This window comes from Aeromonas sp. s3, assembly GCF_040907805.1.
GTDB classification, from domain to species: domain Bacteria; phylum Pseudomonadota; class Gammaproteobacteria; order Enterobacterales; family Aeromonadaceae; genus Aeromonas; species Aeromonas dhakensis.
Genome location: NZ_JBFOCQ010000027.1, coordinates 1 through 21,131, shown reverse-complemented (window position 1 = coordinate 21,131; position 21,131 = coordinate 1). Strand labels below are relative to the sequence as shown.

General features: G+C 62.6%; 22 protein-coding genes. 10 read left to right on the top strand and 12 right to left on the bottom strand.

Annotated elements, in window-relative coordinates; genetic code table 11:
* Positions 1–46: 46 nt before the first annotated feature.
* Positions 47–1,084, bottom strand: coding sequence for an alkene reductase (locus AB5Y98_RS13030; protein ID WP_368232038.1), 1,038 nt, complete (start codon positions 1,082–1,084; stop codon positions 47–49).
* 188 nt (positions 1,085–1,272) lie between these two features.
* Here AB5Y98_RS13030 and AB5Y98_RS13025 point away from each other — a divergent pair, with 188 nt between their 5' ends.
* Entirely contained in the window at positions 1,273–1,839 is a 567-nt protein-coding gene (locus tag AB5Y98_RS13025; RefSeq protein WP_005308958.1) for a TetR/AcrR family transcriptional regulator, read from the top strand.
* 144 nt (positions 1,840–1,983) lie between these two features.
* On the opposite strand, the gene AB5Y98_RS13020 is transcribed toward AB5Y98_RS13025, so the two are convergent.
* Both AB5Y98_RS13020 and AB5Y98_RS13015 read right to left on the bottom strand, forming a co-directional pair.
* Positions 1,984–2,319: an endonuclease domain-containing protein gene (locus AB5Y98_RS13020; protein ID WP_252602091.1), complete on the bottom strand. Its 336-nt coding sequence runs from the start codon at positions 2,317–2,319 to the stop codon at positions 1,984–1,986.
* Positions 2,320–2,855: 536 nt separating this feature from the next.
* Positions 2,856–3,809, bottom strand: a complete 954-nt coding sequence (locus tag AB5Y98_RS13015; RefSeq protein WP_368232186.1) for a LysR family transcriptional regulator — start codon at positions 3,807–3,809, stop codon at positions 2,856–2,858.
* 153 nt (positions 3,810–3,962) lie between these two features.
* Here AB5Y98_RS13015 and aguA point away from each other — a divergent pair, with 153 nt between their 5' ends.
* Positions 3,963–5,060 carry an agmatine deiminase gene (aguA, locus tag AB5Y98_RS13010; RefSeq protein WP_029302001.1) on the top strand — a complete coding sequence of 366 codons (1,098 nt, stop codon included), beginning with the start codon at positions 3,963–3,965 and terminating at the stop codon, positions 5,058–5,060.
* A 268-nt stretch (positions 5,061–5,328) separates the two neighbouring features.
* Complete coding sequence (locus AB5Y98_RS13005; RefSeq protein ID WP_368232037.1) at positions 5,329–7,032, top strand: amidase; 1,704 nt, start codon at positions 5,329–5,331, stop codon at positions 7,030–7,032.
* A 116-nt stretch (positions 7,033–7,148) separates the two neighbouring features.
* On the opposite strand, the gene AB5Y98_RS13000 is transcribed toward AB5Y98_RS13005, so the two are convergent.
* Complete coding sequence (locus tag AB5Y98_RS13000; RefSeq protein ID WP_201899685.1) at positions 7,149–7,724, bottom strand: hypothetical protein; 576 nt, start codon at positions 7,722–7,724, stop codon at positions 7,149–7,151.
* A gap of 401 nt (positions 7,725–8,125) precedes the next feature.
* On the opposite strand from AB5Y98_RS13000, the gene AB5Y98_RS12995 reads away from it, so the two are divergent.
* Positions 8,126–8,887 (top strand): CphA family subclass B2 metallo-beta-lactamase, encoded by a 762-nt coding sequence (locus tag AB5Y98_RS12995; RefSeq protein WP_017780219.1) that lies wholly within the window; start codon positions 8,126–8,128, stop codon positions 8,885–8,887.
* A gap of 163 nt (positions 8,888–9,050) precedes the next feature.
* Positions 9,051–10,343, top strand: coding sequence for a lipopolysaccharide biosynthesis protein (locus tag AB5Y98_RS12990; RefSeq protein WP_206866413.1), 1,293 nt, complete (start codon positions 9,051–9,053; stop codon positions 10,341–10,343).
* 79 nt (positions 10,344–10,422) lie between these two features.
* On the opposite strand, the gene AB5Y98_RS12985 is transcribed toward AB5Y98_RS12990, so the two are convergent.
* The 5 genes from AB5Y98_RS12985 to AB5Y98_RS12965 all read right to left on the bottom strand — a co-directional run bounded on the left by AB5Y98_RS12985 (position 10,423) and on the right by AB5Y98_RS12965 (position 14,269).
* Positions 10,423–10,854, bottom strand: a complete 432-nt coding sequence (locus AB5Y98_RS12985) for a carboxymuconolactone decarboxylase family protein (RefSeq protein WP_211049699.1) — start codon at positions 10,852–10,854, stop codon at positions 10,423–10,425.
* Positions 10,851–11,492 carry an FMN-dependent NADH-azoreductase gene (locus AB5Y98_RS12980; protein ID WP_368232036.1) on the bottom strand — a complete coding sequence of 214 codons (642 nt, stop codon included), beginning with the start codon at positions 11,490–11,492 and terminating at the stop codon, positions 10,851–10,853. Before AB5Y98_RS12980 ends, AB5Y98_RS12985 begins: the two co-directional genes overlap by 4 nt.
* Entirely contained in the window at positions 11,489–11,923 is a 435-nt protein-coding gene (locus AB5Y98_RS12975) for an N-acetyltransferase family protein (protein ID WP_368232035.1), read from the bottom strand. Before AB5Y98_RS12975 ends, AB5Y98_RS12980 begins: the two co-directional genes overlap by 4 nt.
* A 126-nt stretch (positions 11,924–12,049) precedes the next feature.
* Positions 12,050–13,297: a DEAD/DEAH box helicase gene (locus AB5Y98_RS12970; protein WP_368232034.1), complete on the bottom strand. Its 1,248-nt coding sequence runs from the start codon at positions 13,295–13,297 to the stop codon at positions 12,050–12,052.
* Between the two features lie 102 nt (positions 13,298–13,399).
* A complete protein-coding gene (locus AB5Y98_RS12965; protein WP_017764057.1) occupies positions 13,400–14,269 on the bottom strand; it encodes a LysR family transcriptional regulator in 870 nt (289 codons plus the stop codon).
* 219 nt (positions 14,270–14,488) lie between these two features.
* Here AB5Y98_RS12965 and AB5Y98_RS12960 point away from each other — a divergent pair, with 219 nt between their 5' ends.
* On the top strand, positions 14,489–15,721 hold the full coding sequence (locus AB5Y98_RS12960; RefSeq protein ID WP_213344588.1) for an MFS transporter: 1,233 nt from the start codon (positions 14,489–14,491) through the stop codon (positions 15,719–15,721).
* Positions 15,722–15,831: 110 nt separating this feature from the next.
* Here AB5Y98_RS12960 and AB5Y98_RS12955 read toward each other — a convergent pair whose 3' ends face one another.
* Positions 15,832–16,287: a hypothetical protein gene (locus tag AB5Y98_RS12955; RefSeq protein ID WP_226009009.1), complete on the bottom strand. Its 456-nt coding sequence runs from the start codon at positions 16,285–16,287 to the stop codon at positions 15,832–15,834.
* Positions 16,288–16,457: 170 nt separating this feature from the next.
* Between AB5Y98_RS12955 and AB5Y98_RS12950 the strand changes: the two genes are divergently transcribed.
* Positions 16,458–17,366 (top strand): S-adenosyl-l-methionine hydroxide adenosyltransferase family protein, encoded by a 909-nt coding sequence (locus AB5Y98_RS12950; protein WP_017783810.1) that lies wholly within the window; start codon positions 16,458–16,460, stop codon positions 17,364–17,366.
* A gap of 69 nt (positions 17,367–17,435) precedes the next feature.
* On the opposite strand, the gene AB5Y98_RS12945 is transcribed toward AB5Y98_RS12950, so the two are convergent.
* Both AB5Y98_RS12945 and AB5Y98_RS12940 read right to left on the bottom strand, forming a co-directional pair.
* Positions 17,436–17,729 carry a hypothetical protein gene (locus AB5Y98_RS12945; protein ID WP_042051319.1) on the bottom strand — a complete coding sequence of 98 codons (294 nt, stop codon included), beginning with the start codon at positions 17,727–17,729 and terminating at the stop codon, positions 17,436–17,438.
* Between the two features lie 144 nt (positions 17,730–17,873).
* Positions 17,874–18,434, bottom strand: a complete 561-nt coding sequence (locus AB5Y98_RS12940; RefSeq protein WP_005309014.1) for a carbonic anhydrase — start codon at positions 18,432–18,434, stop codon at positions 17,874–17,876.
* A 230-nt stretch (positions 18,435–18,664) separates the two neighbouring features.
* Between AB5Y98_RS12940 and AB5Y98_RS12935 the strand changes: the two genes are divergently transcribed.
* The 3 genes from AB5Y98_RS12935 (at position 18,665) to AB5Y98_RS12925 (ending at position 20,720) form a co-directional block, all read left to right on the top strand.
* On the top strand, positions 18,665–19,312 hold the full coding sequence (locus AB5Y98_RS12935; protein WP_368232033.1) for a ribonuclease: 648 nt from the start codon (positions 18,665–18,667) through the stop codon (positions 19,310–19,312).
* A gap of 68 nt (positions 19,313–19,380) precedes the next feature.
* Positions 19,381–19,665 carry a Pathogenicity locus gene (locus AB5Y98_RS12930; RefSeq protein WP_017764063.1) on the top strand — a complete coding sequence of 95 codons (285 nt, stop codon included), beginning with the start codon at positions 19,381–19,383 and terminating at the stop codon, positions 19,663–19,665.
* The gene (locus AB5Y98_RS12925; RefSeq protein WP_368232032.1) at positions 19,662–20,720 is read left to right on the top strand and encodes an NAD(P)H-dependent flavin oxidoreductase; all 1,059 of its coding nucleotides are present in this window, start codon (positions 19,662–19,664) and stop codon (positions 20,718–20,720) included. The genes AB5Y98_RS12930 and AB5Y98_RS12925 overlap by 4 nt, the downstream gene beginning before the upstream one ends.
* Positions 20,721–21,131: the final 411 nt, after the last annotated feature.

The window sequence follows — 21,131 nt, the reverse complement described above, 5'->3', positions numbered from 1 at the left end:
CGAGAGCGCGGATCCCATCCTTGGTCAGGCAAGGTGCCGGCGAGCGTTAGACCAGCTCGGCCAGCATGGTGTCGGCATAGGGCACCAGGGCGTCGCCCTGTTTCACCTTGGCGAGGTAGTCCGGGTTGGCGATGAGCGGGCGACCGATGGCGACCAGGTCGAAGCGATCGGCCTCGATGGCCTCGGCTGCGGTCTCGGCGCTGTAGTTGCCCACCCCCACCAGATGGCCGTCGTAGCGGGCGCGCAGGTAGTCGGAGGCACGGCCGTCCAGGTAGTCGAAGGTGAGGCTGTCATCGAAGATGCCGAGGTGCACATAGGCCAGGTTGCGCTGGTTCAGCTCGGCCAGCAGGTGGTCGAACACGGCGCGATCCCGGGCATCCCCTTCGAGGTGCACATAGGCGCCGGGGGAGAGGCGCAGGCCCACCCGATCCCCGCCGATGCGGGCATTGATGGCATCCACCACCTCCAGCGCGAAGCGGCTCATGTTCTCCGGGCTGCCACCGTAGTTGTCGGTGCGCAGGTTGCTGGCGTGGTGCAGGAACTGATCGATGAGGTAGCCGTTGGCACCGTGGATCTCCACCCCGTCAAAGCCCGCCTCGATGGCGTTGGCGGCGGCCTGGGCGTAATCCTCGACCAGTTGGGCGATTTCGCGCTCGGTCAGGGCACGTGGCACCTGATAGACCAGCTCGCGCATGCGCGGCACCGTGCCCTCATGGGCGACGGCAGAGGGGGCCAGCACTTCGGCGTGGTGGAAGAAGGGGTGGGAGAGACGACCCACGTGCCACAGCTGGGCGAAGATCTTGCCGCCCTTGGCATGTACGGCGCCGGTCACTTTCTTCCAGCCGGCGATCTGCTCGGCGCTGTAGAGCCCAGGAGTATTGGGGTAGCCCTGACCGTCCGGCCGGATGATGGTGGCTTCGGAGATGATGAGGCCGATGTCGGCGCGGCGCGCATAATAGGCGGCCATCTGCTCGGTCGGCACCAGGCCCGGGCCTGCCATGCAGCGGGTGAGGGGAGCCATCATGAAACGGTTGGCGAGGGTGAGGGTGTCGTTGAGGCGATAGGGCTGAAACAGGGTATTCATGATCGTCTGTCCTGAGGGAGTGATTCTTGAACGTGCATTCAAGACGTTTTTTGTTTTGTGTGCAAGTCTTTTTTGAACGAGCATTCAACATGGGTTGGTGTTGCCGTCCCGCTGGGGTAAACTTGCCGCCCTCTTATTTCCCCCCACCGGCCCAAGGCCGGTGAATCCGCTTTTTCAACGGAGAAACCATGCGCAGCGCCGAGTTCAACCGGGACGACGTCTTGCGAAATGCCATGGAGGCATTTCGGGCCAAGGGTTACGCCAAGACCACCATGCAGGAGCTGGTGGCGGCGACCGGGTTGCATCCGGGCAGCCTCTACGCGGCGTTTGGCAACAAGCGCGGCCTGCTGCTGGCGGCGGTCGACCACTATGTGCAGGAGAAGAGCGCCCTGCGGCGCAGCTTCTTCGCCGCCGCGAGCCCGCTGGCGGGGGTGCAGGCCTACCTCGAGCAGGTGGTGAACGACGCCCTCTGCGGCACCTGTCTGGTGACCCGCACCCTGATGGAGCTGGCGGAGCAGGACGAAGAGCTGCATCTGAAGCTCAAGGCCATCTATGGCGAGCTGGATGCGGATCTGGCGGCGGTGCTGAGCCTGGCCCTCGAGCGCGGCGAGTTGGCGGCCGGGCGCGACATCCCGACCCTGACTGCCTTTTTGCTCATCAACATCCAGGGCCTGGTCACCTTCGCCCAGTGCCGCCCCGACCCCGTCCTGTTGGGTGGCGTGGTCACCCAGCTGATGACGGCCCTGCGGGCGTAATGCCTCTCCTATAAACAACCATGGCTCCCGCGGGAGCCATGGTTGTTTATGGGGATGTCACACGCAGCCGGGTTGATTGCGCCCTTCTCCCGCTTATTTACAAAAGAATGGGAGAAGGGTTGGGGATGAGGGGGAGAGCTCTGCTCAGCGCAATGAGAGCAAAAGAAGTTCCAGTACGGCCTCCATCCGACTCAACACATCGTTATTCCACACCCTGATCACCCGAAAGCCCTGCTGATTGAGGTAGGCCGTTCTTGCGCCATCATATTGCCGCCCTGCCGGTTCGTTGTGCTGCGCTCCATCGACCTCGATGATCAGCCTCTGCTCAAGAGAGATGAAATCGACAATGTAGGGCCCGATGGGCATCTGGCGACGGAATTTCACCCCGACCAGACGGCGGTCGCGCAATTGCAGCCACAGCTTCTGTTCGGCAAGGGTGGCTTCTCGCCTCATGCGCTTGGCAAACGGATGGGTTCTCATGGTGCCTATCCAGAGCTATTTGACCCTAATAGATATAGCCATTCTCCTGTCTGGTGACTGAGTGGGTGGCGTCCCCTCACCCTGACCCTCTCCCAGAGGGAGAGGGGACAGATCGAGTGACAGTGGTCATCTTGTCGATCATCTCGGGCTTGAGTGGAGTTTTGTGACAATGAACTGATGAACTGATGAACTGATGAACTGATGAACTGATGAACTGATGAACTGATGAACTGATGAACTGATGAACTGATGAACTGATGAACTGATGAGTCGATCGTTGTGGGATGGATATGCTTCGCCCCGGCAAGGAGGCAGGCAGGTTGTCAGCAATGTCGCCATTGGCACGGAACCAGCTCCCTTCTCCCCTTGCGGGAGAAGGGTTGGGGATGAGGTGAAGGGCACACCCAGCCGGGTTATTCCGGCTTCACCAGCTCCTTCATCAGATGCTTGAGCCACACCAGAGCGTCTAGGTCTAGCTCCCTTCTCCCCTTGCGGGAGAAGGGTTGGGGATGAGGGGGAGGTCACACCCAGCAGGCTCACGCCGGATTCACCAACTCCTTCATCAGCGCCTTCAACCAGATCAACGCCGGTTGCTGCGCATGCACCGGGTGCCAGACGCAGTTGAGGTGATAATCCGGCACATCTTCGGGCAGCGGCAGGCTTTTCAGCGGCCAGTGGCTGGCGAGCAGCTCGGCCACCATGCTGGGCAGCACCAGCAGGTGATCGCTCTGGCTGACGATGGCGGCGGCGGACATATAGCTCTGGCTGTTGACCGAGATGGTGCGACTGAACCCCAGCGTCTTCAGATAGCGATCCAGGCTCGCCTCCGAGGTGCCAAGGGGCGAGTGGAACACGTGGGGCATTTCAATCAGCTGCGCCAAGCTGATGCGCTCGACCGGCAGCGCCGAGTCATACCCACTCTCTGCGAGCGCCGGGGCGGCCATCGGCAGGTCGGCGCGCACCAGTCCGGCCAGCGGCTCGGTGAGCCAGGTCTCCTTGCCGAGATACCCCGGCACCTGCATGTATTCGTCAAAGCCCAGCACCAGGTCTATCTCGCCGCTCGCCAGCTCCGCCTCCGGCAGGGTGTCGCGCAGGATGCGGATCTCGATGGTGACCCCGGGCGCCAGCCGTTTGAGGCGCTGGATAAGCGGCGGGATCAGCACACACTCCACGTAATCCGTGGTGCAGAGCACGAAGCGGCGCTTCGACTGGCTTGGTTCGAACACCTCCTCGTCGCTGAGCTGCTGCTCCAGCAGCCGCAGCGCCTGCTGCACGCCAAGATGCAGCCGCTGGGCGCGCGGGGTTGGCAGCATCCCCTGCGGGGTGCGCACCAAGAGCGGATCGCCAAAGAAGGTGCGCAGGCGATTGAGCGCATGGCTCATGGCGGGCTGGCTGATAAAGAGGGTTTCGGCGGCGCGGGTGACGCTGCCCTGCGCCATCAGGGCATCAAAGGCGAGCAGCAGATTGAGGTCGAGCTGGTGCAGTTTCATCAAGATTATTTGCCAGGCTTATGGGACAATCCATCCTATTCATTTGATGGATGTGAGCGCAACTTCTTACACTGCGACCACTGTTATTTTTCCAGGATCCCCGCGCCGCGTTTTCACGCCTGCGGGGTCTCAATCCATGCAAGGAGCCTTGCGATGAGCATCAAGACCATGAACACCACGCCGGCCGCCGACGGCTTCACCATGCCCGCCGAGTGGGCACACCAGCAGGCCGTCTGGATGATCTGGCCGTTTCGCCCGGACAACTGGCGTGAGGCCGGTCGCTTCGCGCAAGCCACCTTCGCCAAGGTGGCGGATGCCATTGGGCAAGCCACCCCGGTCTTTATGGGGGTGCCGGCCCAGTTTATGGAGCAGGCTCGCGCCATCATGCCCGCCCATGTCACCTTGGTCGAAATGAACAGCGATGACTGCTGGGCCCGCGACAGCGGCCCCACCATCGTCACCAACGCGGCCGGCGAGTGCCGTGGGGTGGATTGGGGCTTCAACGCCTGGGGCGGCCACAAGGGTGGTCTCTACTACCCGTGGGATCAAGACGAGCAAGTGGCGGCCCAGATGCTGGCACAGCACGGCATGGATCGCTACGACGCGCCGCTCATTCTGGAAGGGGGCTCCATCCACGTCGACGGCGAAGGCACCTGCCTGACCACCGCCGAGTGCCTGCTCAACGAAAACCGCAATCCGCACCTGAGCAAAGCGCAGATCGAAGCTCACCTGCGCGACTATCTGGGCGTGAAGAGCTTTATCTGGTTGGACGAAGGCGTCTACATGGACGAGACCGACGGCCACATCGACAACATGTGCTGCTTCGTGCGTCCGGGCGAAGTGGCCCTGCACTGGACTGATGACCAGAACGATCCCCAGTACGCCCGCTCCGTGGCCGCCCTCAAGGTGCTGGAAGCGGCGGTCGATGCCAAGGGTCGCAAGCTGAAAGTGTGGAAGCTGCCCCAGCCGGGCCCGCTCTACTGCACCCAGGAAGAGTCTGCCGGCGTCGAGAGCGGTACCGGTGTGCCGCGCGAGGCAGAAGGTCGTTTGGCCGGCTCCTACGTGAACTTCCTCATCACCAACGATCGCATCGTCTACCCGCTGCTGGATGCCGCCACCGATGGCGAAGCCCAGCGCATTCTGGAAGAGATCTTCCCGGAGCATAAGGTCGTCGGCGTACCGGCTCGCGAGATCCTGCTGGGCGGTGGCAATATCCACTGCATTACACAACAGATCCCGTCCGGCAAATAAGAACCGGATGACGATCCTGCTGCGAGGCCGTGATCAAGGCTCATGTGCTGCTCGCTTATGTGAAACCGAGGGTTCATGTATGTTTATACGCTCCGGTTCCTGCGCTGCTCTTCACCTTGCTGACGGCCTCTCGCGACGGGTCGTAAACCGGTTCCGGTGAGTATTCAAAACCCCACGCCGTGGGGTTTTCTCTCTTGATGACGTGATGGTCGCCGGCGCTGATGCGGCGATCATCATGACAAACAGTCACCCTTTACAGGAGATCAAAATGATCGAAGTGACCGAGGTTTCCATTGCCGAGCTGCGCGGTGCGCTCGAAGCAGGCCGCACCACAGCGGTCGAACTGGTCAAGGCCTATCTGGCCCGGATCGAGGCCTACAACGGCCCCGAGACCAACACCAAGCTCAACGCTTTGGTAGTCCCCAACCCCGATGCACTGAAAGAGGCCGAGGCTTCCGATGCTCGCCGCGCCCGTGGCGAAACTCTGGGGCCGCTCGACGGCATCCCCTACACCGCCAAAGACAGCTATCTGGTCAAGGGGCTGACCGCCGCCTCCGGCAGCCCGGCCTTCAAGGATCTGGTGGCCCAGCGCGATGCCTTTACCGTTGAGCGGCTGCGCGCCGCCGGTGCCATCTGCCTTGGCAAAACCAATATGCCGCCGATGGCCAATGGTGGCATGCAGCGCGGCGTCTATGGCCGTGCCGAGAGCCCCTACAATGCCGACTACCTGACCGCGCCCTTTGCCTCCGGCTCCTCCAACGGTGCCGGTACCGCCACCGCCGCCAGCTTCTCCGCTTTTGGCCTGGCCGAAGAGACCTGGTCGAGCGGCCGTGGCCCCGCTTCCAACAACGGTCTGTGTGCCTACACTCCGTCCCGTGGTGTCATCTCGGTGCGCGGCAACTGGCCGCTGACTCCGACCATGGATGTGGTGGTGCCTTATGCCCGCACCATGGCTGATCTCTTGGAAGTGCTGGATGTGGTAGTGGCTGACGATGCCGATACCCGTGGCGATCTCTGGCGCATGCAGCCCTGGGTGCAACTGCCCAAGGCCTCCGAAGTGCGTCCGGCTTCCTATCTGGAGCTGGCTGCCAAGGCCGATGCCCTCAAGGGCAAGCGCCTCGGCGTGCCGCGCATGTTTATCAACAAGGATGAACTGGCCGGCACCAGCGAAAACCCCGGTATCGGCGGCCCGACCGGTCAGCGCATCCATACCCGTGAGGCCGTGATTGCCCTGTGGGAGCAGGCCCGTCAGGCGCTGGAAGCCGCTGGCGCCGAGGTCATCGAAGTGGACTTCCCGCTGGTCTCCAACTGCGAAGGGGACCGACCCGGCGCGCCGACCGTGTTCAATCGCGGCATCGTGAGCCCGGAGTTTCTCAACGACGAGCTGTGGGAGCTCTCCGGCTGGGCGTTCGACGACTTCCTGCGCGCCAACGGCGATCCCAAGCTGAATAAATTGGCCGATGTCGATGGGCCGAAGATCTTCCCCCACGATCCGGGCACCCTGCCAAACCGCGAGGGGGACCTGGCGGCGGGCATGGACGAGTACGTCAACATGGCCAAGCGCGGCCTCAAGCGTTTCGACGAGATTGCCTCGGTGCCGGACGGCCTGCGCGGTCTGGAAAAGACCCGCAAGCTGGATCTGGAAGACTGGATGGACGGGCTCAAGCTCGACGCCGTGCTGTTCCCCACCGTCGCCGATGTCGCCCCGGCTGATGCGGATGTGAACCCGGCCTCCGCCGATATCGCCTGGAGCAACGGCATCTGGGTTGCCAACGGCAACCTCGCCATTCGCCACCTCGGCGTGCCGACCGTCACCGTCCCCATGGGGGTGATGGCCGATATCGGTATGCCGGTAGGGCTGACCTTCGCCGGTCGCGCCTATGACGACAACAAACTGCTGCGCTTCGCCTCGGCCTTCGAGTCCACTGGCAGCAAGCGGATGGTGCCGCCACGCACGCCGCCGCTGGCTTGATTGTTGTGAGTTAAATATTCTGACGTGACCGATGATGAACGGTGTAAAAACCCACCTGTATTACAGGTGGGTTTTTTTATCATTTTAAAAAACTTATTAATAGATGGTGTGAAGGTTTAAAACATAACCATTGGATGCAGTTTTACATGTTTTTCATTCATGTTTTTCATAAAGTTAGTCTGTATTTGAAACTCAATGAAATCATTTCCTGTAAAGCTACTTTTCCCCCTGTTGAGCTTATGTTCTATCGAGGTGAGCAATATAGATTCATTTAGGAAGCAAAATCTATCTAACATAAGATTTCGATATGAAAAGAGAGCTTCTGCGGAGAAAAATGATTTTAAGGATTGTGAGGTACACTCGCTTTTCCCAATGAGGCATGAGGAGAATATTATTACTTTCCCATGGTTTTTTACTGGAATAAAACTATTTGATTTTCCATCAAGGCAATCTCCATTTGAAAAATAGAATCCATTTTCATTACCATGCCCTGAAAATATAATGATGTCTTCTTTGATTTTCTTTGAAAAAAAGTATTTAAGATCATCTAATGAATGGATTCGTTCATAATTAAAGTTCCATCCTGCAGATTTACAGAAAGGTCTCCAAAAATCAGCTGAGTTTCTTGAGACCATATCTCTTGTGTTCTTTCCATCTAAAACAGTATCGAAAACCCGAACTCCGTTGAACATATTAATACTCCACTTAAGGTAAACAGGGCTGCATCATCAAAGTGGACTTAGTTTACTGCTTGGTGAGTCTCGTATGAAGTCATGGTGTGTGCTGAACTTCGCAGAAATAAGGTTATGTACCAATAGCTAAGAGTATTCGGACGAGCGCGGCAAACGGACGATTACGCTGCGCTAATCGTCCCCACATCAAGGAGCCGACGGCATAGTCGGACCATTTCCCTCCCCCCACTGCAAATCCCCATGCTTGTCGTGGTTTGCTGCCGATTTCCCCCAGACTTCACCTTCTCTTCACACAAGCCCATTTTCCCTTCACAAATCCCCCGTATTTTCTGCCCACTGATAAATGGGCCCGGCTTGTCACAGGGGTGGCAAGGGGGCGGTTGGTTCGAGGGAGCAAGATGATGAAAGGTTGGATAAAGTGCGGGCTGGCCGGGGCCCTGGTGCTGATGGCGAGTTTCTGGGGTGGCAGCGTGCGGGCGGCAGGGATGTCGCTGACGCAGGTGAGCGGCCCTGTCTATATGGTGGAGGACAACTACTACGTCAAAGAGAACTCCATGGTCTATTTCGGGGCCAAGGGGGTGACTGTGGTGGGGGCGACCTGGACGCCGGATACCGCCCGCGAGCTGCACAAGCTGATCAAACGGGTCAGCCGCCAGCCGGTGCTGGAGGTGATCAACACCAACTACCACACCGACCGGGCAGGCGGTAACGCCTACTGGAAGTCCATCGGGGCCAAGGTGGTGGCGACGCGCCAGACCCGGGATCTGATGAAGAGCGACTGGGCCGAGATTGTCGCCTTTACCCGCAAGGGGTTGCCGGAGTACCCGGATCTGCCGCTGGTGCTGCCGAACGTGGTGCACGAGGGCGACTTCACGCTGCAAGAGGGCAAGCTGCGCGCCTTCTACGCGGGCCCGGCCCACACGCCGGACGGTATCTTTGTCTACTTCCCCGATGAGCAGGTGCTCTATGGCAACTGCATCCTCAAGGAGAAGCTGGGCAACCTGAGCTTTGCCGATGTGAAGGCCTATCCACAGACCCTTGAGCGGCTGAAAGCGATGAAGCTGCCGATCAAGACGGTGGTGGGCGGTCACGACTCACCGCTGCACGGGCCGGAGCTGATTGATCACTACGAGGCGCTGATCAAGGCTGCACCCCAGTCATAAGCCGCCCGGTGGCAGCCGGATGATGCGCTGGATGCATTAAAGAAGGCGCCCGGCCGGGCGTTTCTGGCAGGGGAACGTCCTTGTCCCCCTGTTTCGGGCTGTTCAAGGGCGGCCCCCTTTCATAAGATGGGCCTCTCTTCATGCAGTTAGCGGGCCTTTCGTGATGCACGCAATTCAAGACGAACAACCCGATTCACTTGGCCGCCTCAAGCAGGCTTTCATCACCGGCATGTGGGCGTCCCTTGCCAGCATCATCATCGGCTTCGCCTTCAAGGTGTGGCTGGCGCAGTGGGTGGCCAAGGGGGACTTGGCGCTGTTCAACAGCGTGGTGGATTTGATCTCCCTCTCCTTGATCCTGATGACCGGCTTTCGCTCCTCCATGGTGGTGAGCTACTCCCAGACCAGGAACGATCGGGACATCATCAATATCTTCCGCTACTTCCTCATCGGCATGGTGCTGCTCACCTGGGGGCTGGTGATCCCCTACATCAAGCACGGGCTCCATATCCGGGCTGAATATCTGCAACTGGTGGGGGTCATCTTCGGGCTGGGGCTCAAGGTCTACTTCACCAATCTGGTGGCCATGTACCGGATGTACGGGATCTCCAACCGGGTCACCTGGCTGGAGCCGCTGGCCAATGGTCTGCTGTTTATGGCCTGTTATTTCGCACTTGGCCTTGATGCGCTTGCTTCGCTCTTCTACGGGCTGACCTTCTCCTCGCTCGCCATCGCCGGCTACATGTATCTGCACCGGCGTAGGGCCATCGCCACCCGGCCGCTGGCCAGGGTCGAGCTTGGCCCCGAGATGCGCAGCTATGTGAAGAAGAGCTTTACCGCGTCCCTCGAGGCGGGGGCCAGCATCCTGATGATCTACATCACGGTACTGCTCACCATCCGCCACTTCAGCCTCGACGAGCTGGGGGATTTTCAGGTGGTGGTGCGCCCCATCTTCACCTACATGACGCTGCTATTCGTCTTCCCCATCTATCGCTTCGTGCTGCCGGAGCTGGCAGTCAATCTGCGCAGCGGTGATCACCGCCAGATCCGCCTGATCCGGCGCTGGATCTTCCGCCTCAGTGCCATCGTCAGCCTGGTCTTTTTCTTGGTGATGCTGCTGGCGGGCAAGCCGCTGGTGTCACTGCTGTTCCCTGCCGACTATCTGGGGGCCGTGCCGGTGCTGCTGCACTTCTCCCTCTTCTTCATCTTCATGATGCTCAACGGCTACCAGCTCGCCTACATCAAGGCCCACGGCCACTTTACCCAGAGCCTGCTGATCCGCGCGGTGGGCATAGTGGCGCTGGTGGCGGCCTACTACCTGGTAGCCCGCTTCACCACCAACGTGGTGGCCATTATCGTGGCGCTGGGCCTTGGTTATCTGGTGATGTTTGTGCTCTCCACCCTGGCCGAGCAGCGCATCCTGCGGGCCTTGCCACCTGTGCTTGCCAGCCACGGGTAGCCGCCGGCCAGCCAATAAAAAACGCCCGCTTGGGCGTTTTTTATTGGGTCGCGAATACAGGCTAAGCGCCGTCTGCGGGTTACAGCAGCATGCCAACGGCCAGCCGGTTGAAGGCATTTATCAGGGCGGCCGCCAGAGTCAGGTCCGAGATCTCGCGATCGGAAAAGTGGGACTTGAGCGGTGCGTAGAGCTCGTCCGGTGCGCCTGCCTCATGGACATAAGTGAGCGTCTCGGCCCAGGCCAGGGCGGCGCGCTCGCGTTCGCTGAACAGGTCGCTGACCCGCCATCCCGCCAGACAATCGAGTTTTTGCTGCGACACCTCGCACTCGCGCAGCACCTTGGCGTGCATCCCTAGGCAGAAGGCGCAGCCGTTGATCTGCGAGATGCGCAGATAGACCAGCTCCAGCAAGGGGGCGCCGAGGGGGCCTGCGGCCAGGGCGTCGCTGGTGGCGCGCAGCCCTTGATAGGCCTCGGCTGACAGGGTGGAAAAGGGAAGTCGTGGCTGAGTCATGGCAGTACTCCAAGGTGGTGTGGATCGGCAAGCCGGCTAAACAGGGGCTGCTGCGCCAGCAGCGCGCGGTTGGTGTCTATGGTCTGGCACACTGCCTCGTCACCGAACACCAGCCCCTGCAGATAGAAGAAATGGATGTTGAACAGCCCCAGGGTGTTGAGCGCGTGGCGCAGGTAGGGGGTCAGGAAATCGGGTTGCCCGGCTCGCGGGCCCTGATGAAAGCCGCCCGATCCCACCAGGACGTAGACGGGACGGTCGGCCAGCAGCCCCAGCTTGCCCTCGGCACTCGACTGGAAGGTGCGATGGATGCGCAGCACATAGTCAATCCACAGCTTGAGGGCGGCCGGCAGGGTGAAGTTGTGCAGCGGGGTGGCGATGAGCAGGGCATCGCTCTGCTCCAGCTCCCGGATCAGCGTCTCGGAGAGGGCCAGCTCGGGGGCGTCAAAGGGGGTGACCGTGGTCAGCGCCTGCACATAGGCCTGGCTCAGGGCCGGCAGGGGGTCAGTGCCAACAGGGCGTTCGACCAGCGCGAGGGCCGGGTGCGCTTGCCGCAGACAGGCCACCAGATCCAGCGCCAACCGGTTGGCGTGAGAGGCAGCTCCCTGGGCGCTGGCATTGATCAGCAGTACCTGGTTCATGGGCGCAGATCCTCGCAAAAGTGCATCCCGCGGGAGAGCAACCCGCAGCGAAAGTAGAAGCGCTGGGCCAGCGCATTGTGCAGGCCGGTATCGAGCACCAGGTGATCGCACCCCAGCCGCAGGGCTTCGGCGCGCACGGCGTCCAGAAGCTGCGCCCCCAGGCCGCTGCGCTGCAGGTCGGGACTGACGACGAGATCGTCGATATAGACAAAGCGCCCGTAGATGAGGTTCTCCTGCAGGCGATAGCCGGCCAGGCCGACGATGCGTTCGGCGTCCCGCGCGGCCAGCAGGCGATAGCCTTGTTGCGTCTGCCTGGTGAGCTGCGCCACATAGCGCTCCGGGCAGCTGAGGTGGGGGCGCAGCTGCTGCATCAGGGCGAAGCTGGCGGCAAAGGCCGCTTCGTCGTCGAGGGGGTGGAGAGTGTGTGCCACATCTGGTGTCCATGCTGGGGTGATGAGGCACTGTATGCCCGTCATGGACCCGCTCACAGGGCCAAAAACGGTGTAAATGAGTAGGCCATGTGGCCGTGCGGAGGGAGCCTGGGCTCCCTCACCGGATCAGCGGCGGGCCTTGCTCTTGTTGCCAGCGAGCGCCTGCTTTCGGGCGCGCTGCTTTTGGGCCGCCTTGCTGCTGCGGCGCGGCTCGGGGTCGAAGCGGGTGAGATCCGGCTCAAAGCCCGGGAACCACTGCTGGGGCAAACGGGTGTCCAGCACGGCCTCCACCTTCTCCAGCAGCGGCGCATCTTCCGGGCTGAACAGTGTGATGGCGAGCCCCTTGTTGCCGGCGCGACCGGTGCGGCCGATGCGGTGCACGTAATCCTCCGCCACAAACGGGAATTCCATATTGATCACGTAGTTGAGATCCGTGATATCGAGGCCGCGGGCCGCCACATCGGTGGCCACCAGTGCCTGCAGGGTGCCGGCGCGAAACTCCAGCAGCACCTTCTCCCGCGCCCCTTGTGACAGGTCACCGTGGAAGGCCAGCGCATTGATACCCGCCTTGCCGAGCTGCTGGGCCAGCTTGTCGGCCCCCTGGCGGGTGCGGCTGAAGATCAGCGCCGGCGCCCAGCCCTTCACCTTGAGCATGTGTTCGACCAGCGCCAGCTTGCGATCGCCATCCACCGTATAGACCCGCTGCTCCACCTCGGCCGCCGTGGTGTTGCGTGGGGCCACTTCAATCAGCGCCGGGTCGCGCAGCAGCACTTTGCTCAAGGCAAACAGGTTGTCATCGCAGGTGGCCGAAAAGAGCAGGGTCTGACGATCCGCCGGGATTTGCTTCAGCAGCGCCTTGATCTCGTCCATAAAGCCCATGTCGAGCATGCGGTCCGCCTCGTCAAACACCAGATGGCGCAGCGCCGCCAGACTTAAGGCCCCTTGCCGCAGGTGGTCGAGCAGCCGGCCCGGGGTAGCGATCAGGATATCCACCCCGGCTTTCAACGCCTCCACCTGTGCGGCTATGCTCACCCCGCCGTAGACCAGCGTGCTGGTGAGGTCGGTACCCTTGGCGTAGCGCGTGACGCTCTCATGCACCTGCACCGCCAGCTCGCGGGTCGGCACCAGCACCAGGGCGCGGATGGGGCGGGGGGCATCGCTCGTCGGGTGTTGCAGCAACTGCTCCAGCAGCGGCAGCACGAAGGCGGCGGTCTTGCCGGTGCCGGTCTGGGCACCCGCCATCAGATCGCGCCCCGCCAGAATGAGCGGGATGGCGCTGGCCTGCACCGGGGTCGGCGCGATGTAGCCAAGCTCGGTCAGGGTCTGCTGCAGGCGGGGGGAGAGCGCCAGATCGGCGAAGGAGGCAATGGACATAAGGGTACCCGTCGGGATGGGCGCGGCCACGCCGCGCTGGAAACAGTCTTGATGGCCGGCATGGTAACAGATGCGGGGCCGCGGGCAGAAGGCGCAGCCGGCTCAGCGGCAGTGAAACACCTCTTCCAGTGCGTCCACCACGGCGCGCACCCGGCTGGCTTTTTGCAGGTCGGGGTGGAGCACCAGCCAGATGTCGACCGGATCGCACAGGGTGGGCAGCACGCGCACCAGTTCCGGCTCCTTGTCCGCCAGAAAGGTGGAGAGCAGGGCGATGCCGAGCCCCTGGCGAGCCGCCGCCAGCAACAGCAGCTGGGCGTTGCACTGCAGCACCACGTTGGGCTCGTGCAGCGGCTCCCCGCACAGGCTGTGCCAGTGGCGGGAGACCAGCTCCCTGGCAAACAGCAGCAGGGCGTGCTGGCTGAGGGCGTGGCCGCTCTTGGGCGTGCCGTGGCGGGCCAGATAGTCGCGAGAGGCATAGAGCCCCATCTCTATGGTGGTGAGGCGCTTGATCACCAGCTCGTCGTTGTCCGGGCGCAGCCCGCGGATGGCGAGATCGGCCTCCCGGTAGGCGATGTCGCTGACGCTGACCGCGGTCTGCAGGCTGAGCCGGATGCCGGGGTGGCGCTCGCGCAGCAGGGTGAGGGCGGGCAACACGAAGGCTTGGGCCAGGGTATCGGTGGTGGCGATGCGCACCTCGCCGCACAGGCTCTGATCGCCGGCGCTCGCCTTGCGTTCGATGGCCTTGATGGCCTGCTCCATGGCGCTGGCATCCGCCAGCATGGCCTCGCCGAGGGGGCTGAGATCATAGAGCTTGGGGGTGCGGATAAAGAGTTTGGAGCCGAGGTTCTGCTCCAGCGCCGTGATGCGGCGCCCCACGGTGGCCTGATCGACCCCCAGTACACCGGCAGCGCCACGCAGGGTACCCTGCCGTGCCAGTGCCAGAAAAAACCGCGCGTCGTCCCAGTTGATCATCGAGCCTCCCACTCAAAGTGCCCCGGCGGGGCGTGCCCATTAGAAGCCAGTGCCGGCGGGAGCACAAGGCGAGAGTGCCCTTGTCGACATGCAGATAGATGCCACTGACATGCATTATTGAAGCAGGCTGATGCATTTGTGTCGCTGTCGAGGGGCCACGACGGGCGCTATCATGGCGCCTCTCGTCAGCGGCCTTGCCCGCCCTCATCGGAGCCTTGCATGTCATCATCTCTTTGCGCCGCTGCCCCTTCTGCGGCGGCTACCTCCCATCGCGCCATCCTGCTGTTTCTGCCGCTGGCGCTGATGTCGGCGCTGCTCAACAGCAGCGTGCCCACTCCCCTCTATCCCCATTATCAGCAGGCGCTGGCCCTGAGCGATGTCAGCCTCACCCTCATCTATGGCGGCTATGCGGGCGGGGTGCTGATCTCCCTGTTCGGGGTGGGCAATCTGGCGGGCAGGGTGAGCGACCTGCGCGCCATGATCCTGCCGGCCCTGCTGGCGGTACTGGGGGGCGCCCTGCTGTTTGCTCTCGCGGACTCCTTCTGGTCGCTCTTGCTGGCGCGGGTGCTGGCCGGGATCGGCACCGGCGCCCTGACCGGCGCCGCCAACGTGGCTCTGCTGCGCTTCGGCCCGCGCGATGGCGGCAAGCGGGCCGCCCTCAGCGCGACCCTCTCCTTCACCGCCGGGCTGGCGCTCGGCCCGGTGTTCAGCGGGTTGGCGCTGCAGCTGGAGTGCTATCCGACCCGGCTGCCCTTCCTGCTCATCATGGGGTTGGCGGCCTGTGCCATGGCGGGGGTGGCATTGAGCTGGCCCGCCAGCGCGCAAGGGGCGCCTGCTGCGGCAGCCCAGCAGGGCAGGGGATCGCTGGGGGAGGGGCTCAAGGCCACCGGGGCGGCTTTCTTCATCTGTGCACTGGCGCTGTTTACCGCCTGGGCGGTGGCGGCCAGCCTGCTGGCCATCGGCCCCAAGGTGGCGAGCCAGTTGCTGGGGCTGCGGGATCTGGGCCTGTTCGGCTATCTCATCGCGGCCTACATGGTGCTCTCCGGCCTTTGCCAGCTCTGGGCCCGTCGGCTCGATGCCCGTCACACCCTGCAAAGCGGCGCCCTGGCGCTGGCGCTCTGCATGCTGCTATTTGCCGGCGCCGTGCATGCCCAGTCGTGGTGGCTGGCGGTGGTCGGTTTGCTGGTGGCCGGTTACGCCCAGGGGGCGGTGTTCGTCGGCAGTGCGACCCTGGTCAACCGCATCGCACCGGCCGCCAGCCACGCCCGGCTGGTGTCGCTCTTCTACGTGATCGCCTATGTGGCGAACTGGGTGCCGGTGCTACTGGGCTGGGTCAGCGACGGGGCCGGCGTGCAGGCGGCGGTGGATCTGCTCACCGTCGGCAGCGTGCTGATCAGCCTGGGGCTGGCCTGGGCGGCCTGGCGCACCCGCTTCGAGCCGGCTGCCGGCTAGCGTAACTCAGTCGGCCAGCACTACTCGCTCGGCTGACAGATGGTGCATCCATTCGCGCAGGATCAAGAGGGCGGCGGCAAAGTGCCGGGTCTTGGGCAGGCTGGTGTGACTCAGTCGGCCAGCACCACCCGCTCGGCTGACAGATGGTGCATCCATTCGCGCAGGATCAACAGGGCTGCTGCAAAGCGCCGGGTCTTGGGCAAGTTGGCGGCGGCCAGCGGGTCACCCTCCACCATGGCGGCAAACTGGCCAAACAGCTGCTCCAGGCTCTCCCGGCTCAGTTCACGGCTGCCGAGCACTTCGGCCAGCGGCAGCGGCGCCTGCAGGGTCACCACCTCATGGGGCGGCACCTCGGCGGCCAGCGGCATCAGCACGTCCTCCACCACCATGATGGCCTGCTCCAGTTCCAGCGCGCTCGGCGGATCCCGGCGAAACGGGCCCGGCGTCATGGCTTCGAGGCCGAAGCCCAAGGTGCGGGTGAAGGAGGTACCGTCGGCCCGGGTCAGCAGCAGCTGGCTGCTGTGCTCCCCCAGGCTGAGCAGGATGGCGGTCTGGTTGCGGGTCATGGGGTCTCCTTGTAGCGGTCGCGACTCTGCCTTATCCATACACCCGCCGCGACCGGCTGGCGAGGGCTTTCGGCACCCCCCATCCGGGGAATACGGCTTGCAATATGTGGTTGTGATGGCATTCTGGATGTCTAGATGGTTATTTTGTCGTTACCTTCAGGAGTTCAGATATGGATATTCGTACCGCCCCCCGTGCGCTTGCGCTCGCCCTGTTGCTGGCCAGCGGCCTTGCCACCGCCAACGAGGCGCTGGTGATCCAGACCGACTTTGGTCTCAAGGATGGTGCCGTCTCGGCCATGAAGGGGGTCGCCTTCGGAGTGGATCGCACCCTGCCGCTCTATGACCTGACCCACGAGATCCCGGCCTACAACATCTGGGAAGCCTCCTACCGCCTCTATCAGACCCTGCAGTACTGGCCCAAGGGGACAGTGTTCGTCAGCGTGGTGGATCCGGGGGTCGGTACCGATCGCAAGTCGGTGGTGCTCAAGACCAAGAGCGGCCACTACATCGTCAGCCCGGACAACGGCACCCTGACTCTGGTGGCGGAGCACTTCGGCATCGATACCGTGCGCCAGATCGACGAGAAGACCAACCGCCTCAAGGGCTCCGAGAAGTCCTACACCTTCCACGGCCGCGACGTCTACGCCTACACCGGCGCCCGCCTCGCCTCCGGAGCCATCAGCTATGAGCAGGTAGGACCCAAGCTGCCGGCCGAGGTGGTGAAGATCCCCTATCAGCCTGCGGTGGCCGAGCAGGATGGCACCCTCAAGGGCACCATTCCGATCCTGGACGTGCAGTACGGCAACGTCTGGACCAACATCGACGACAGCCTGCTGACCAAGGCGGGGATCAACAAGGGCGACAACGCCTGCATCAAGATCAGCGAAGGGGATGCACTGAAATACGAGGGCAAGGCCCCCTATGTCAGCAGCTTTGGCGATGTGCCGGAAGGCCAGCCGCTGGTCTACCTCAACAGCCTGCTGCAGGTATCGGTGGCACTGAACATGGACAGCTTCGCCGCCCAACATCAGGTGCAATCCGGCGCCAACTGGCATATCAGCCTGAAGAAGTGCTCATAAGCACTGGCCTGCACCAACAATGACAAGGGCGCTGCGGCGCCCTTTTCATGACCGGTCCAGCGGTGGGCCTTACTGCCCCTTGAGCGGGGCGGCGGCGGGTTGGAGCCGGATGGGCTGGGGCGGTAGCTCGCGCACGCTTACCACCACCTCATAGCGTTTGTCGGCTTCGGCCGGCGGAATGTTCTTGAACAGCGCCTGGGCGGTGGCCTGGGGATCCTGGCCCAGCTTGCTGGCGTGATAGAGGGGAGCGGGCAACGCCGGCGGGCGCGCGTCGGGACGACCGGCTGGCGGGGCTGGCAGCTCGCAGGCCTGGGCCGACAGGCTGGCAAGCAGCAGGGTAAGTGCGAGGGTGTAACGTGACATGGGATGACTCCATCCAGGGAAGATGGCCCATCAAACGCCAGGCGAGCCGCTATCTCAACGGCTTTTACGCTCCCTTTTCACCCTCTTTACAGTCATGACAACGGGCGCCTGGGCGCCCGTTGTGGATCCTGGCAACCGCGGGACTCAGAACTCGTTGGAGAGCGCCTTGTACCCCTTGACCAGATCGATGTTGGTGTGGGCCACGTCCTCGGAGAACTCGGCGGCATCCACCGACACCCGCGGGATGTGGTCCAGATCGCTCTGCTGGTTGATGCGGGTGGTGGAGGGAACGTAGAACTCCGGCGGCAGATCGCAGCCGTCCACCACCGAGTTGTGGCGCACCACGGCGCCGTCACCTATGTGGCAGTTGAACAGCACGCTGTTGAAGCCAATGAACACCCGGTTACCCACTTCGCACGGGCCGTGGACTATGCTGCGGTGGGCGATGGAGGTGTACTCGCCGATGGTGACCGCAGCGCCGGACTTGGAGTGGATGACGACCCCGTCCTGAATGTTGGAGTTGGCGCCGATGACGATGGGCTCCATGTCGCCGCTGGCATCCACCTCGTCGGCGCGGATCACCGCATAGGGGCCGACAAACACGTTCTCCTTGATGATCACCTTGCCACAGATGATGGCTGTCTTGTCGATATAGGCTGACTCGTCGATGACCGGCAGATGGCCGGAGGGATTCTTGCGGATCATGTTACATCCTGTTGAAGAGGAAAGCGGACGGGAAACAGGCCGGACGTGCGGGCCCGCCGGAGAGTCAGCTTACGCCTCGGTGCCGGGAGGGGAAACCCTTTACTGGTCTGACCCCGACATTGGCTGGCGCCCCGGCAGGGTGTTCCCTTTGGGCAAAATATGGGAGCATGGCCGTTCCCGAGGGCGAAACTGCCCGCTCGACACTATTTGCATAACCCTGGATATCCAAGATGAAGAAGATTGTTGTGCTGCTCGGCATGCTGCTGGCCCCCTGGTTCTCCTCTGCCGTTCAGGCCAAAGGGGAGGCCGGCGAGTTTGATTATTACGCCATGGCGCTCTCCTGGTCACCGGAGCACTGCGCCATCAAGCCGGCCGACCGGGACCAATGTTCCCGCCAGCTGGGATTCGTGCTGCACGGGCTCTGGCCCCAGTATCAGCGCGGCTATCCGAGCAGTTGTACCCGCGAGCGGCTGGATCCGGCGATGGAGCAGGAGTTTGCCGGGCTCTATCCCAGCCGCTTTCTCTATCGCCATGAATGGGAGAAGCACGGCACCTGTTCCGGCCTGAGCCAGCACGATTTTCATCAGCTGGCCAGCGACCTGCGCCAGAAAGTGAAGATCCCGGCCGCCTATCAGTCTCCCGCCGAGCCGCTGCGCAAGAGCCGCTTCCAGCTCAAGGCGGATCTGGCCAGTGTCAACGACTGGCTGGCGCCGGACAACATCACGGTGGCCTGCGCCGACGGTGGCCGCTTCCTGCGGGAGGTCTATATCTGCCTCAACAAGGAGGGGACCGATGCCGTCACCTGCTCCGACGAGATGCAAAAGCGCGAGTTGCGCTCCTGCGGCCAGCCGGACTTCCTGCTGCGCAGCGTACGTTGACCACTTGTCTTCATCAGGCCCCTCGCGGGCCTGATGTGCAATGAGGGTATGGGAAAGGAGTCTTATCAATGAAGAGCAAGCAAGGATTTTCGGGTGAAGAACGGGCGCTGCTGCTCGGCGTGAAAGGGGTGGGGCCCACCGTCATCGGGCGGCTTGAACAGCTTGGCTACCACACTCTGGCGCAATTGGCCGCGGCCGACACTAGCCATATCGTGCAACTGGTGGCCAGCATGCTGGGCTCGACCTGCTGGCAGAACAGTCCGCAGGCCCGTGCGGCCATCGATGGGGCCATCGCGCTGGCGCGCAGCCAGGTCGGCGGCGTCACTCCCGAGCGGCAAGAGACGACATCATGACGCTGTTTGCCGAACTGGGGCTGCGCTACCCCATCATTCAGGCCCCCATGGCCGGTGTGCAGGACAGCGTGCTGGCCCTGGCCGTGACCCGGGCCGGCGCTCTGGGCTCATTGCCCGCGGCCATGCTGAGCCTCGCCACCTTGCGCGAAGAGCTGAGCCGGCTGGCGGCGAGCGGGGGGCCATTCAACATCAACTTCTTCTGTCACCGGCAGGAGGCGCCGGATCCCGCCGCCCAGGCCCGCTGGTTGCAGCGGCTGGCGCCCTACTATGACGAATACAGCGTGCGCGACACTGCCGGCACAGCCGCCCCTAGCCGGGCCCCGTTCAATGCCGAACATGTCGCCATGGTGGCCGAGTTCAAACCGGCCGTGGTCAGTTTCCACTTCGGGCTGCCCGAGCCCGAGTTGCTGGCCCGGGTGAAGGCCTGCGGGGCCAAGGTGTTTGCCAGCGCCACCACGGTCGCAGAAGCCCGCTGGCTCGCCGACCATGGCGCCGATGCCATCATCGCCCAGGGGCTGGAGGCCGGCGGCCATCGCGGCCATTTCCTCGAGGACGATCTCAGCCTGCAGCAGGGCACCTTTACCCTGTTGCCACAGATAGTCGAGGCGGTGAGGCTGCCGGTCATCGCCGCCGGCGGCATTGTCGATGGTGTCGGCATTCGCGCCGCACTGGCGCTGGGGGCCAGCGCTGTCCAGATGGGAACTGCCTTCCTTTGCTGTCATGAGGCGACAACCTCTGCCCTGCATCGCGCGGCTATTCAGTCGACTCAGGGCCAGAACACGGCCCTGACCAACTTGTACAGTGGTCGTCCGGCAAGGGGAATTGTCAATCGGCTGATGCGAGAATTGGGGCCGCTGTCCGAAGATGTGCCTGCGTTTCCTCATGCCAGTGGCGCCCTGGCACCGCTGCGCAGTGCGGCCGAACAGCGGGGGGATGCAGGGTGCTCGCCGCTCTGGGCTGGCCAGAATGCCTCCGGTTGCCGTGACTGGCCGGCTGCCGAGCTGATCTCGCTTTGGGTAAAAGAAGCAGGGTTGGCTGACGTTATGCCTATATAGGAAGCCAAAGCGAGCGCTGGTTCGGGTGGGAGGTCAGAAAAGAGGGGGAGAAAAAGACTCGGATCCCCTGTTTTACTCGTTATCTGTGGATAAGTTTGTATAAAAGCTGTGCTTGGATATGAATAACTAAAAAAGTGCGCTTTTTTGCAATTTTATTGCAGGGGAGGGGTTGCCAGAACGAATTCACTCCCTATAATGCGCCTCCATCGACACGGCACGCGGCAACGCAAACAGCTAGGTCGGTGGCCTCGAAAAGCCTTTGAAAATAAGGCTTGACTCGAGAAAGCGGTTGAGTAGAATGCCACTCCCGCAGCAGCAAAAGCTGCGTCGCTCTTTAACAATTTGAATCAAGCAATCTGTGTGGGCACTCACAGCATCGAGCATCAAAAACAATTTTTGATTTTCAATGTC